Source organism: Dolichospermum sp. LEGE 00240, assembly GCF_015207875.1.
GTDB lineage: Bacteria > Cyanobacteriota > Cyanobacteriia > Cyanobacteriales > Nostocaceae > Dolichospermum > Dolichospermum gracile.
Window position 1 is genome coordinate 14,575 of record NZ_JADEVZ010000067.1, and the last position, 13,424, is coordinate 27,998.

Annotated in this window: 12 protein-coding genes and 2 pseudogenes; 8 read left to right on the forward strand and 6 right to left on the reverse strand. The window is 38.4% G+C overall.

The genetic code is table 11. The features are described from left to right. Nucleotides 1-687: 687 nt before the first annotated feature. From IQ226_RS25270 to IQ226_RS19025, 4 genes and pseudogenes are all read left to right on the forward strand, one after another. A pseudogene (locus tag IQ226_RS25270) lies at nucleotides 688-813 on the forward strand (transposase); the annotation flags it as partial. 294 nt (nucleotides 814-1,107) lie between these two features. Further along, nucleotides 1,108-2,682: a serine hydrolase gene (locus tag IQ226_RS19015; protein ID WP_193897921.1), complete on the forward strand. Its 1,575-nt coding sequence runs from the start codon at nucleotides 1,108-1,110 to the stop codon at nucleotides 2,680-2,682. Between the two features lie 102 nt (nucleotides 2,683-2,784). Further along, nucleotides 2,785-3,180, forward strand: a pseudogene (locus tag IQ226_RS19020) (RNA-guided endonuclease InsQ/TnpB family protein); the annotation flags it as partial. A 25-nt stretch (nucleotides 3,181-3,205) separates the two neighbouring features. Beyond that, nucleotides 3,206-3,358 carry a hypothetical protein gene (locus tag IQ226_RS19025; protein WP_193897952.1) on the forward strand — a complete coding sequence of 51 codons (153 nt, stop codon included), beginning with the start codon at nucleotides 3,206-3,208 and terminating at the stop codon, nucleotides 3,356-3,358. Nucleotides 3,359-3,426: 68 nt separating this feature from the next. Here IQ226_RS19025 and dprA read toward each other — a convergent pair whose 3' ends face one another. The 6 genes from dprA to IQ226_RS19055 all read right to left on the reverse strand — a co-directional run bounded on the left by dprA (nucleotide 3,427) and on the right by IQ226_RS19055 (nucleotide 8,868). Beyond that, nucleotides 3,427-4,545, reverse strand: a complete 1,119-nt coding sequence (dprA, locus tag IQ226_RS19030; RefSeq protein ID WP_193897932.1) for a DNA-processing protein DprA — start codon at nucleotides 4,543-4,545, stop codon at nucleotides 3,427-3,429. Nucleotides 4,546-4,759: 214 nt separating this feature from the next. After that, on the reverse strand, nucleotides 4,760-5,458 hold the full coding sequence (locus tag IQ226_RS19035) for a DUF2301 domain-containing membrane protein (protein WP_193897934.1): 699 nt from the start codon (nucleotides 5,456-5,458) through the stop codon (nucleotides 4,760-4,762). 74 nt (nucleotides 5,459-5,532) lie between these two features. Then, nucleotides 5,533-6,261, reverse strand: coding sequence for an ABC transporter ATP-binding protein (locus tag IQ226_RS19040; RefSeq protein WP_193897936.1), 729 nt, complete (start codon nucleotides 6,259-6,261; stop codon nucleotides 5,533-5,535). Nucleotides 6,262-6,360: 99 nt separating this feature from the next. Beyond that, nucleotides 6,361-6,588 (reverse strand): ferredoxin family protein, encoded by a 228-nt coding sequence (locus IQ226_RS19045; RefSeq protein WP_027400959.1) that lies wholly within the window; start codon nucleotides 6,586-6,588, stop codon nucleotides 6,361-6,363. Nucleotides 6,589-6,727: 139 nt separating this feature from the next. Then, nucleotides 6,728-7,936: an ATP phosphoribosyltransferase regulatory subunit gene (locus IQ226_RS19050; protein WP_193897938.1), complete on the reverse strand. Its 1,209-nt coding sequence runs from the start codon at nucleotides 7,934-7,936 to the stop codon at nucleotides 6,728-6,730. After that, nucleotides 7,936-8,868: a J domain-containing protein gene (locus tag IQ226_RS19055; protein WP_193897940.1), complete on the reverse strand. Its 933-nt coding sequence runs from the start codon at nucleotides 8,866-8,868 to the stop codon at nucleotides 7,936-7,938. Before IQ226_RS19055 ends, IQ226_RS19050 begins: the two co-directional genes overlap by 1 nt. 385 nt (nucleotides 8,869-9,253) lie before the next feature. On the opposite strand from IQ226_RS19055, the gene IQ226_RS19060 reads away from it, so the two are divergent. From IQ226_RS19060 to IQ226_RS19075, 4 genes are all read left to right on the forward strand, one after another. Then, nucleotides 9,254-9,439, forward strand: coding sequence for a hypothetical protein (locus IQ226_RS19060; RefSeq protein ID WP_193897942.1), 186 nt, complete (start codon nucleotides 9,254-9,256; stop codon nucleotides 9,437-9,439). Nucleotides 9,440-10,002: 563 nt separating this feature from the next. Continuing rightward, nucleotides 10,003-10,221: a hypothetical protein gene (locus tag IQ226_RS19065; protein ID WP_193897944.1), complete on the forward strand. Its 219-nt coding sequence runs from the start codon at nucleotides 10,003-10,005 to the stop codon at nucleotides 10,219-10,221. Between the two features lie 483 nt (nucleotides 10,222-10,704). Continuing rightward, a complete protein-coding gene (locus tag IQ226_RS19070; RefSeq protein ID WP_193897946.1) occupies nucleotides 10,705-10,938 on the forward strand; it encodes a hypothetical protein in 234 nt (77 codons plus the stop codon). 285 nt (nucleotides 10,939-11,223) lie between these two features. Then, the gene (locus IQ226_RS19075) at nucleotides 11,224-13,374 is read left to right on the forward strand and encodes a peptidase domain-containing ABC transporter (protein WP_193897948.1); all 2,151 of its coding nucleotides are present in this window, start codon (nucleotides 11,224-11,226) and stop codon (nucleotides 13,372-13,374) included. The last annotated feature ends 50 nt before the right edge of the window (nucleotides 13,375-13,424 follow it).

The following is a 13,424-nucleotide window of genomic DNA, read 5'->3' on the forward strand; positions in this document are numbered from 1 at the left end:
TAATCAAGTACCAAGAATATTAATTACTTCTGGCTATTGGCTATTAGTCCGGGTAATATTAATTTTAGCCATACTTCTCGCAGAGACAGGTGACAGGGAACAGGGAACAGGTGACAGGGAACAGGTGACAGGTGACAGGTAACAGGGAACAGGTGACAGGGAACAGGGAACAGGGAACAGGTGACAGGGAACAGGGGACAGGTGACAGGGAACAGGGAACAGGGGACAGGTGACAGGTGACAGGGAACAGGGAACAGGGGACAGGTGACAGGGAACAGGTGACAGGTGACAGGGAACAGGTAACAGGTAACAGGGAACAGGTGACAGGTAACAGGGAACAGGAAAAGAATGAATAAAGGTACGCTGACTGACTTTTTGTTCAAAAATCAACTAGGAGTTCTATACATAAAAATCATAAATACAGGACTTACGCAACTGGCACAGGCGATCGCTGTATTATAGTATTTTTGTACTACAACAAGTGATGTAACTGGCAAAATCAGTCTCGGCACGGTGGTTATGTGCCTTCGATATCAACTAGGGTTAAAAAAACCAAAATCCAGTAAAAAGCGAATTTTGCAATTATTAAAATAGATTTTTAATTACAAACATCACAAATAATAAAAATATGATGATTTCTGAGATGGTAGAATAATTAATACTATGAATTATCAATTCTGATTGAATATGAAATTTACGAAATTAGATTATTGCCAATATTTGCTAAGTAGCCAAATCAACTATGCTATTGCTAACTTGGCAGAGCATTTAGAAAATATTAGTCATGACAAAATTAACTACTATTTAAATAGGACTTACGCAAGTGTCACACCAAAAATCTGTTGTAGGGTGCTTTACTACTGCATAAATCCTGCAAATAAACAGATTTTTGATATCTGACGCACCCTACCAATGTGCCAGTTGCCTAAGTCTTGATCTGTTCCCCGTTCCCTATTCCCTGTTCTCTCTTGCACCTTGCCTCTTGCCTCTTACCCAAAGAGATAAATATGAAGTAGACTAGATCCAAAAAATGCTACTTTCCAAAGGTAAACTGAGTATCAAGGTGCATAAATTTACAATCTGGGTCGAAGGTGAAAAGGAGTAGCTATGTCAGAAACTAGTGACAAACTTATACCCATATCACAAAGGCAACCTCTACAGCGTCGCCGGCGTAAACGTCCTGTCCCCAAGATAGGACCGAAAAAAGTTATTAATCAACAGCCAGTTTCTAGTCCAAGAGAAACTGCAACATTAGCTCGTCTAAATAATCATAGCAGTCCTGTTCCTAGGTCATCTGGGGGGCGAAGATCAGCATCACCGACGATGATGCCTCCAGGTGTTAAACCAGTACCTACAGTCAAGAAAAATACTCAAATTTCTCCACCAGCAAATGTGAGGTTAAAGACGGTACGCATGGAGAAGCCGAGAATTGAAAGAAGAGGGTCACGCAAGACTCGGTTAAAACCTATGGCTAGAACTATGTTATACGCCTTGCGGTTGTTGATTGTGGGTGTGGGTGTTGGTGCGATTGTGGGTACGTTGTTATCGGTTTTAGACCCTGCTAATCGCCTGGGTTCAGTGGCGTTAGTATCTCAAACTACTACTTCTCAAAAAACATCTCAAACTCCTAATACAAGCTTATATCTGTCCCAAGAAATTATTCCTTTAAAAAATTCTTTACAAACTCTCGCTACAGCTAACACGGATCTGATGCCAGGGGTGTTTGTATTAGATTTAGATAATGGTAATTATGTAGATATTAATAGTAATACAAGTTTTGCTGCGGCCAGTACGATTAAAATTCCGATTTTGATTGCTTTTTTCCAGGATGTGGATGCTGGTAAAATCCGCCTGGATGAAATGTTAACTATGCAAAAGGAGATGATTGTCGGGGGTTCGGGAAATATGCAATATCAAACTCCAGGCAGCAAATACACGGCTCTTGATGTAGCGACGAAGATGATTACAATTAGCGACAATACGGCTACGAATATGCTGGTTGCTAAATTAGGGGGACAGGAGGCGTTAAATGGACGTTTTCGCGGTTGGGGACTGACAACGACGATGATTCGTAATCCTCTCCCGGATTTAGAGGGGACTAATACTACTAGTCCGAGGGAATTGGGGAATTTAATCTCGATGGTGAATCAAGGTAATGTTGTGGGTATGCGATCGCGTGATTTAATGCTTAATATTATGAGTCGCACTGAACGAGATAATCTTTTACCTGCTGGCTTAGGAAAAGGCGCAAATGCTTACCACAAAACAGGTGATATTGGTACAATGTTAGCAGACGCGGGTTTGATTGATGTCCCTACAGGTAAACGTTATATCGCCGCTATTATGGTGAAACGTCCCAATAATGATCCTCGTGCGGTAAAATTAATTAGTTCTATTTCTAGTGCTGCTTATGAACACTTTAGCCAAGCTACAGTAACACCTAACAATCCGACAAATAACCAACCAATCACTCAACCAATCACTCAACCAATCACTCAACCAGCGACTCAACCAATAACTTCACCAATTTCTAATTATCAACCACCCGTTCAACCCTTTGTTCAGCAAACAGTTCAACAACCGATAATGAATCCTGCTATGCCTAATGGGATGGTTAATAATATGCCTATGGGCAGTTATCCGCAGCCTATAATGACTCCGCAATATTATCCACCACAATAGATAATTCAGAATTCAAACTGGTTGCAGAAAATGTGGCTTTGTTGTTAGAACAGCGTTAAGGCTATCTATCAAATGGAGAATACATCATGAATATTCAACTTAAACCGATGGCTAAAAGGTGATATTAATGGGAAAAAATCTGGTAGACCTAGATTTAAAGGTGTTGGACAATACAAAACATTTACGTTTCCCCAATTTAAACAACATCACTTTGTCAATAACAAGATTACACTATCAAAAATAGGCGATATAAAAGTAATTGTTCATCGTCAAATACCCGATGGGTTTGATATTAAAACTGTGTCTGTTACTAAAAAAGCAGACGGGTATTATGTAACTCTAAGCCTTGACGACAAAACAGTTCCCACAATTAAACCTGACTTTAACGCTAATAATATCGTTGGTATTGATGTAGGTTTAATTGATTTTATCGTCACCTCAGACGATGAAAGAATTGCCGCCCCTAAGTTTTTGCGTAAAGCTGAACGTAAATTACAGCCCACACTCACCTGAAAGGGAGTGTGTGGAGTATGTCACTTTGCTGCTGGACAGAGAAAGAAGACTAGAGGAACTACGGAAAAAAATAGCTGTAGGAACTGAACAGATTAAGAATGGACAAGTAACAGATGGTGAGGTAGTTTTTGCTAGACTACAAGCAAAAATTGGCGTTGCATAATTAAAGTATGAATTAGCCTCACGCAAAGGCGCAAAGACGCAAAGGAAGAAGGAACAAAAATCAGAGTTTTAACATTTTTGATATCGCATTCCGGGGAGTTGGGTAACTAAACCCATGAGTTCTAATTGTAATAAGGAACTGGAAACTAAAGCCGCATTCATTCCTGTTTTTTGAATTATAAAATCAAAGGATAAAGCATCAATAGCCAAAGTATCTATTACCTGTTGTAATTCAGGTGCTAAGTTAGGTAAAGGAGGAGATTTAACTATAGGAATTTCTATATCTATTTGAGGAATTGCCCCCAACATGGTTAATAATTCACTAAGTTCTTGATTAATTAAACCTGCACCTTGACTAATTAATTTTAAACAACCTTGGGATGGTTGGTCATCAATTCTTCCTGGTAATGCGTAAACATCTCGACAAAACTCATTAGCATAAGTGGCTGTGATTAAAGCGCCAGATTTTATTGGTGCTTCTATGACTAATACTGCGCGACTTAAACCGGCAATGATGCGATTTCGCCGGGGAAAATGGGTGCGGTTGGGTGTGGTTTTGGCAGGATATTCACTAATTACTATGCCAGATGTCAATATCTGTTTATATAAATCTCGATTTTTATAAGGATAAACAACATCTACTCCTGTGCCGACAACTGCTATTGTTCTTCCTCCTGCTTTCATTGCTGCTGAATGACTTTCAGTGTCTATTCCTTCAGCCATACCGGAAACAACGGTAAAACCATTTTTGGCTAATGCGGTACTAATTTGACGAGTCCATTTAATTCCATATTCTGTGGGTTGACGAGTTCCGACAATTCCCACTAAGGGTTTTTGTCCTGAATTTTCCTGTAAGTCAACTTCTCCTCGATAGTACAATAATGGCGGTGGACTGGGGATTTCTCGCAGTAGTTGGGGATATTCTGGGTCTGCTGGTGTCCAAAAAAGGGGGTTGGCTTGTTGGTGTTGAGTGAGGAGTTGTTCTGGGTTTAAACGGGATTTTTGTTGAACAACTTTTTCTAATGTTTGAAATCCTAAACCTTCAACTTTTCGTAATTCACTAGGACTAGATTTCCAAGCTGTTTCTAAGTTACCAAAATGCTGTTGTAATCTTTGTAGTAATATCGGTCCAATACCGGAAATTTGCGACCATGCTAACCAATATTTACGTTCTTCTGGATTTGACATAAGTAGGTTGGCGTTGAAAATTGTCGTTATAGCAAGGCAAGAGGCAAGAGGCAAGAGGCAAGAGTAAAGAAGTTTTCAGCGATTTTATGTTTCTTTACACAGTTTGGTTTTATTGTGTTCACCTACTTAGTATAAATATAATTACCTGGCGGTTAAAAACCGCGTCTACACAGGCAAAACCCAGATGGTGGGTGGGTTCAATATCTTGATTTTTTTAGTCCGCGGAGGCGGACTTTGTTTGTGTAGCTGTGACTTCTAGTCGCCGGGTCTTAATTTGATTTTTCAAATAATCAAATACAGATTTATCGCCAATGTCGGGAGGAATAGCTTGAATTACTTTTCTTATAGCAAAGATGAGGAATAAAATTGCCCAAGTTGCTAGTAAAACTTGTTCTGCTGGCGTTGATAAAATTCCGGTTAAATGTCCTAATAATAGTAGGGGAACAAGGGGAGTTAAGATTTTAGTTTCTAAACGATGGAAACAAAAACCTTCTTTGAAAAAGATCCCTGTCAAGGCTGCGAAGGTAAAACCAATTCCTAATATGGTGAGGGGTTGATTATAAATAGTAATTGCAAAAGCTTGACTATCACCATGTCCAAAAATAAAGGCACAAATGCTACCAATTATCCAAAAAAGTTGGAGAATGCGGTGCAAAAATGCCATATAGATATGAATAGTTAATAAACTAACTCCCAGGGCAATATTAAAACAGGTGTAGAGAGGGGTCAGGGAGGCGATAGCAGCGGGTTGGGGATAAAATAAGACTAAACCGCTACCAATGGCAAAACACAGGGCGGCGATCATTAATCCTGTTCGATAAATTATCACACTTTGGCGATCGCTCTCGGTAATCCTAAACTCCCCAAATTGACCTTGATATATTTCCGGTGATGATATTGTTTGTGTAGTCATATTCCCAATAATAGTATAGGTTTAGGTTTTAGATCCCTGACTTCTTAAAGAAGTCGGGGATCTGATTTGATTGATTAATGTCCCTTCCCAGCACCCAAATACAATTCTCCCACTTTAGGATCATTTAATAATTCTCCACCTGGTCCTGAGATCGCATCTCTACCTGATTCTAACACATAACCACGATCTGCCATTTCCAAAGCTTTTCGGGCATTTTGTTCAACTAGAACTATCGCAGTCCCCGATTGTTTAATTTGTTTAATTTGCTCAAATACTTGAGTTACCAAAATGGGAGATAATGCGGCTGAGGGTTCATCTAATAGGAGTAAACTGGGTTCTAACATTAATGCTTTCCCCATTGCTAACATTTGTCTTTCTCCACCGGAAAGAGTTCCGGCGCGTTGACGACGGCGATCGCTCAATCGAGGAAACATGGTGTATATTTTATCTTTAAGAGGTTTCAAGGGAACATCTCGCACAAAAGCCCCCATTTCTAAGTTTTCATCTATGTTTAAGGATGGGAAAACGTTGGCAATTTGGGGAACATAGGACATTCCTTTGGCGACAATTTGATTTGATCTTAAACCAATCAAATTCTGATTTTTAAAGGTGATTGTTCCGGTGTGGGGTGTCAACAGTCCGAAAATGGTTTTTACTAAGGTGGATTTACCTGCACCGTTTGGACCAATTACTGTAACTAATTCTCCTGGTGCAATGTGAAAGTTGACACCTTGCAAAATATCTACATCTTTAATATATCCAGCGTGGACATTTTCTACTTTTAATAAATAATTATTTGTCATTTGTTACATGAGGGAACAGGGAACAGGGAACGGGGAACAGGTAACAGGTAATTTGGTGATTTTCTTTTCCACTGTCACCTGTCACCTGTCACCTGTCACCTAATTTACTATTTTCTGCAATTCTGGTCTTTCTTCTGCCAAAATTGCGTTTTCTACGGGGCAAACTTGCAAACAGATGCCACAATCAATACAGGTGGCAAAGTCAATCCAGTACCAATCTGTGCCTTTGACGTTTTTCCCTGGACCTGGATGAATACAAGCTACAGGACAAGCACTTACGCAGTCAGCAACACCTTCACAAACGTCTGTAACAATGGTATGTGGCATTTTTCCGATTCCCTCTTTTTGATATTTATTTCACATTGACCGCATTTATAGGAAACCCCGATAGGGCGGGGAAACCCCGATAGGGCGGGGAAACCCCAATAGGGCGGGGAAACCCCGATAGGGCGGGGAAACCCCGCCCCTACGGGATGATTCCGGGTTCAATGGTGTGTGAACCGTCAGCTTTAATCCAGGCTATTTGGGTAATGGAGCGATCGCTTGCATATTGACGAATCGCTTCTATGTCCCTACCTCCCAAGTCTATTTCTACTCTCACCAAATCAGTGGAGTTACGTAATTTATCAGCATAGGCAAAAGCCGCAGCTTCAGCACCGGGGGTTTCTGGGACTACTAACCAATTACTAGGGGGAATATCTTGGGGTAATTGCTGATTTAATAGGAGAATTTGGTATAAATCATCAATATTCAATTCAAAGCCGATACCGGGAATATTTTCCTTTTGGGGATGATATAAACCTAACAATTGGTCATAACGACCACCACTTCCTAAAATCTGTGCTTGAGAATTTGTCTCACTCACTACTTCAAAAACCAAACCTGTGTAGTAATCAATGGTTTGAATTAGGCTCAAATCAAGGATTAAAGGGAATTTACCATCTAGTAATTCTACTAGAGATTTGAGGTTATTTATTGCCTCTTGCTGGTCTGGTTCTAGATGTAAACTACTAACTTTTTGTAAAACATCTCTACTATCACCCCGCAAATCCAACATGATTTTAGCGCGTTGGCGAAGTTCTTCACTCAAAGGCAAAGTATCAATAGTCACGCGATCTAAATTAGCGATCGCCCTGCGGACTTGATTTCTGATTTCCGGGGGAAAAGCATTCAGCAAAGAACGAGTAATTCCCGCTTCCCCCAAAATTAACCGCCAATCTTTTAAATCCAATGCTGTTAAACAATCTGCCACCAGCAGCAACACTTCCCCATTGGCTAATAATCCCTCTGCACCCAGTAACTCCACCCCAGCTTGATAATACTCCTGCTGACGATTATGACCTTCCCAATTGCGGCGGAAAACATTAGCATTGTAATATAGTCGCTGGGGGTAGGTCGCATCTGTCATGCGAGTTACCACTGTGCGAGCGATAGAGGCAGTCAATTCTGGACGCAACCCCAATTCTTCATTTTGACTATTTTGGAGTTGAATCACCATCTGACGCACAATAGCTTCACCAGCCATCAGAGTATCCATTCGTTCCAAAGTCGAGGTGATAATCCTGTGATATCCCCACCGTTGAAACACCTGTTCTAATCTATCTTCAATCCAGCGTTTTTGCGCCACATCTAAAGGTAATAGATCCCTTGCTCCCGCTGCTGGTTGATACACCATTATTTTTTCTTCCCACCAAACAAACCGCCAAACAAACCACCTTTTCCAGACTTATCTGGTTGCTTCTCTTCAGTTTTAGAAGCGGAAGTCCCTTGAGAACCACTGGTTGTAATTCCTAAAGCCTTATCTACCTTGGGTTTCCATTCCAAAGCGATTTTTTCATTGGGATTTAACTTCAGGGCGTTATCAAAGTGAACTTTTGCCATTTTCAGTTGATTTTGCCGTAAATATACCATTGCCATCAAACTATGGCAATGACTATTTCGCGGTTCTAACTTTAAGGCATCTTGTAATTCTACTTTGGCTGGGGACAATTGGTTTGTTTCTAATAAAACTTGAGCGCGACGCAGGTATTGTTCTACGATTGACTCTTCTTTCGGGGGTGAAATTGGTGTTGGTGATAAATTTTCGGAAAAATTCCCAGACTGACTAGATGCGGACTTATTCATTGACTGTCCGGCTATCCGCATCAGGTAAACTAGATTTAGCTCACTAACTTCGGCGATGATTTTGTGTACTTGTTGCAAATCACTAAATTGAGTTTCGGCAATTTTTGCGATCGCCTGCTTATATGCCATACTCACATTAGGCGCAGCTAACAATTGTCGTCCCGATTCCGTCTTCAGTCTAATTGCTCCTGGTTCTTGGGCAAATCTCTTCCCCATTTGTGTCAGAATAAACAAATACTCAGCCCGATTGCCTTCCACAGAAAACTTCTCATAAGCCGGATTAACCAGCTTTGCTAACAATTGATTAGCCATCTCTTTTTCCGACTCATTCCTCATCAGCGAACTATCTGGGTGCAATATCCGAGCAATTTGTAAATAACGCTTACGAATTTCTTTAAATTCAGCATCAACTGGCACACATAAGATTGCGTGATGATCAATGAAATCATAGGTAAATAATCCAGAATCTATTTTTAATGACATATTTATTATAGGTATCGCACCACAGCATATTCTTTCTAGTTTACAGTGAAGTATGGGAAGTTTGGCAGCCCTTTCCTTGGTAAGAGGAGTAATTTTGGTAATAGGTAGTTAAGGGATACTTTTGTGTACTCAGTAGGTAACAGAAAACCATAGCAGAAACTTTCTATTTTGTGAAGATGATTTAGCCAATTTAGCGTGTATTTTTCTGAAATATCACTGACGTAATTGTGAAACTGATGTTTCCTGATCTGGTAATGAAACTTGCAGAAAGTAATAATGATTTATCTATTTATTCCTAGATACTATTTTAATCACGTGAAGATTTGAGCAGCTAAAAAGCCGTAATCAACCTTTGCACTAATTCAACATCAAGGAGATTTGTAATATGTTACATACATTGTTTAGCGATGTACCTGTTGAGCAACAAGAAACCGTAGCTGGTGGCGATGGAATCTCTTGTTCTTGTTTTAATAAGGTCAGCCAAGAAGACCCGAAGAAGTTCGATAAATTCGTTCAAGAAATAAGGGGTATAAATTGGCCTTTCCCTTTCCCTTTCTTCCTATTACCCTAATAATGCGGGGTAAATCCTTCCATGACAAGCCTCAAATGGCGTAAAATCCTTCCCGAACAGGTAGTCTGCCCCCATTTATCGAGCAGTTACAATTCTCTAAGACCATTTCAAAAGTCAAATAGGACTCCTATATAGGTTAATAATTACTATCAATCTGTAGATAATACTAGTTATTTACAGATTATTTATTTTTCACACTTCTATCCATTGAATAAAGAACTATGATCCTAGCATTCCCCTGATGGTAAAGAATATTAATTTGATCTTTGTAGGTTGGGTTGAACGAAGTGTTCGCGTAGCGTGCCGAAGGCATAACCCAACATTAGACCTAGGATAGCCAGGGGTATTGAGTTTCGTTAAACTAACTATATTAAAATAGCATAGAATTTAAATTCCATCGAATAAATTAGCCAGATTGGCGTGTATTTTTAGGAAATATTTATTTCTTAAATTAGTAATAAAGTTGGCGTAAATTAGCCATGACAAAGATAATCATAAACATATAATCTATTAACGAAAATAAGATTGATTGGTGATAATTGAAATTTAAAGGAACTTGAATAATGTCTAATCCATTGTTTACTACAGTATCTATTGAACAACAAGAAACCATAATTGGTGGTGGTGGCAATATCAGCGATACTAATGCTGTAGCTATAGGAAACAACAACCTAGTTGCAATTTCTAATAATATAACCAACATAAAAATCATATATATGATTTTTAATTTCTTTGTTTACCCACGTAGTCAGAGCAGAAAACACCGTCGCTGCAAATTATAGTTAGCAAAGATTATCTGATATCAATTTGCTTAAAATCTTTGCTTTGGTGTTCCTTACCCGCCTGGAACTAAAGTTCTAGGCTAATAGCAAAATTGCGTTAAAACGCACTAATTTCAGAAAGTGTACTCACGAATTTTGAGATTATTTAGTCATCTTTAGCTGACTTGAGCTACTAGCCAGGAAATAAATTTCCTGGCTAGATATAGATTTCATATTAAACATATATTGATGATATCCTGCTCGTCTATCTGACATTATATAGAAATTAATTTAGCTAAAACTTGAAATTAGTTCAAATGAATTTAGCCGATTTGGCGTGTATTTTTCGGAAATTTCTAGTCCTAAATCTGGTAATTAAGTTTGCAGAAAATGAGAATGAATTAACTCATAACTTCTCGATATTCTATTAACAAGCGAGGGGGAAAGCGGCAAACAAGCAGCAAACAAACCCAAGCAATAATACAAATCAAGGAGAATTCAGTCATGTCTAATTTATTTACCGAAGTATCTGTTGAACAACAAGCGATCGTAGCTGGTGGTTGGTATGGTAAAGGTAAGAAGGGTTTTAATTTTCCAGCAGTTCAAACTCCAAATATCAATACTCAAGTAGCAGCAAATACAACAATCATTACCCAAGTGCCAATATCATATGGTAATGGAGGTGCCGTTGCTGGTGCTTTAGTTCTGCAAGGTATCAGTAACAGTAACAAGAGATAATAAACAAAACTTAGTAATAGAAAGAAATAAGTTATAAAACCTTACTTTTTTCTGTTTCTATTCATTACTAAAGTCAGTCAGCTATCAGCTAGATACAGAATAATAGAAGAGACAAATATACTCTCTAGTATTCTTCTACTGATTGCTGACTATCTTTTTTCGTAAAATACCATTGTCTAATCTGTTAATTCACATAAGTAAGACTTGATTTAAACACCATCAATCCAAAATAAACTAATTCTAAAAATATACCATCTGCTTCTTATTCTCCAGGGTGCTTTACCTATGAAATACAAGTTAGTTCAACAACATAGCGAAGAAGATTGTGGGGCAGCTTGCTTGGCTTCAATTGCTAAACATTATGGTCAGACTTTTACCATTAGCAGAATTAGAGAAGCAGTCGGAACTGGGCAATTTGGAACCACCTTATTAGGATTAAAAAGAGGCGCGGAAATCCTGGGTTTTAAAGCTAATCCCGTGAAAACTTCGCCAGAAATATTAGATAAAATTAATGAAGCACCTTTACCAGCAATTATTCACTGGAAAGGAAATCATTGGGTTGTTTTATATGGTAAAAAAGGTAAAAAATTTCTGATTGCAGACCCCGCAGTGGGCTTGCGTTATCTTTCCAAACAAGATGTAGAAGCAGCTTGGACAGATTGGTTATTATTATTAGTAGAACCAGACCCTATTCGCTTTTTTGATCAAAAGCAAGATAAAGTCGGTGGTTTTTGGCGTTTCTTCCAACGAGTTTGGATTTATCGTGGCATTTTATTCCAAGCATTACCTCTCAATTTAGTCTTGGGTTTGCTGTCTTTAGCTTCCCCTTTTTTGCTGCAAATTCTTACTGATGATGTATTAGTTAGAGGTGACACAAAATTATTGACTACAGTAGTAATTTCTGTAGTCGTCATGAATATTATTTCTCATAGTCTCTCATTTGTCCAGTCTAACTTAATTGCTCATTTTGCCCAACGAATGCAATTAGGTTTAGTCTTAGAATTTGGGCGGCAAATTCTGCGTTTACCATTAACTTATTATGAAACCCGTCGCAGTGGTGAAGTTGTCAGTCGGCTGCGAGATATTGACCAAATTAATCAATTAATTGCTCAAGTTGTTGTTGGATTACCAAGTCAATTTTTTATTGCGGTAATTTCCTTATTTCTCATGTTATTTTATAGTTGGAAACTTACCTCAGCAGCTTTAGTAATTTCTGTGGTAATGACCATATCTACATTTATTTTTCAACCCACATTACAGCAAAAAACTAATGAACTGTTAGTTACAGAATCCGAAACCCAAGGGGTTTTAGTCGAAACCTTTAAAGGTGCATTAACTCTCAAAACAACCACATCAGGAAGACAATTTTGGGATGAATTACAAAATCGCTTTAATCGTCTAGCTAGACTCACATTTCAGACAATGCAAATTGGGATTATTAATAATACATTTTCTGGTTTTGTTTCTAGTATTGGTAGTGTAATTTTACTTTGGTTTGGTGGCTATTTAGTAATTAACCCATCTGAAAATTTGAGTATTGGACAATTACTAGCCTTTAACTCAATGAATGGTAATTTTATTGGGTTAATTAGTACAGTTATTAATTTTGTTGATGAATTTACTCGTGCAAAAACTGCTGTACGGCGGTTAACAGAAGTTATTGATGCCACTCCAGAAGATGATGATAATGGTAAAAAACCTTTTGCGACAATTTCTGAAAATGCTGATATTATTTGTACAAATATAAACTTTCATTATCCTGGTCGCATTGATTTATTAGAAGATTTTTCTTTAACGATTCCTGGAGGTAAAAATATTGCTTTAATTGGCAAATCTGGCTGTGGTAAAAGTACATTATCTAAATTAATTTCCGGTTTATATAAACTCCAATCTGGCAATATACAAATTGGCATTTATAACCTCCAAGACCTTGCCTTAGAATCTCTCCGTCAACAGGTAGTTCTCGTTCCCCAAGATGCTCATTTTTGGAATCGCTCTATTGTCGAAAACTTCCGATTAGGAGCGCCTTATGTTAGCTTTGAACAGATTGTCAAAGCTTGTCAAATTGCTGGTGCTGATGAATTTATCAGTAAAATGCCTGAGACATATCAAACTATTTTGGGTGAATTTGGTGCTAATATTTCTGGTGGACAAAGACAAAGATTAGCCATAGCTAGAGCCATTGTTACAGACCCAGCAATTCTCATTTTAGATGAATCTACAGGTGGACTTGATCCAGTGAGTGAAGCCCAAGTTTTAGACCAATTATTTCAACACCGTCAAGGGAAAACAACAATTTTAATTACTCACCGACCCAAAGTAATTAATCGTGCTGATTGGATTGTTTTAATAGATCAAGGTAAGTTGAAATTACAAGGTTCTTTGGCAGATTTACGCACTAAATCAGGAGATCATTTAGATTTTTTAATTCCCTAATTCCCTCTTGTGTTTACCCCCCTTAATTGGGAGGTGGGGGGAGGTAGGGG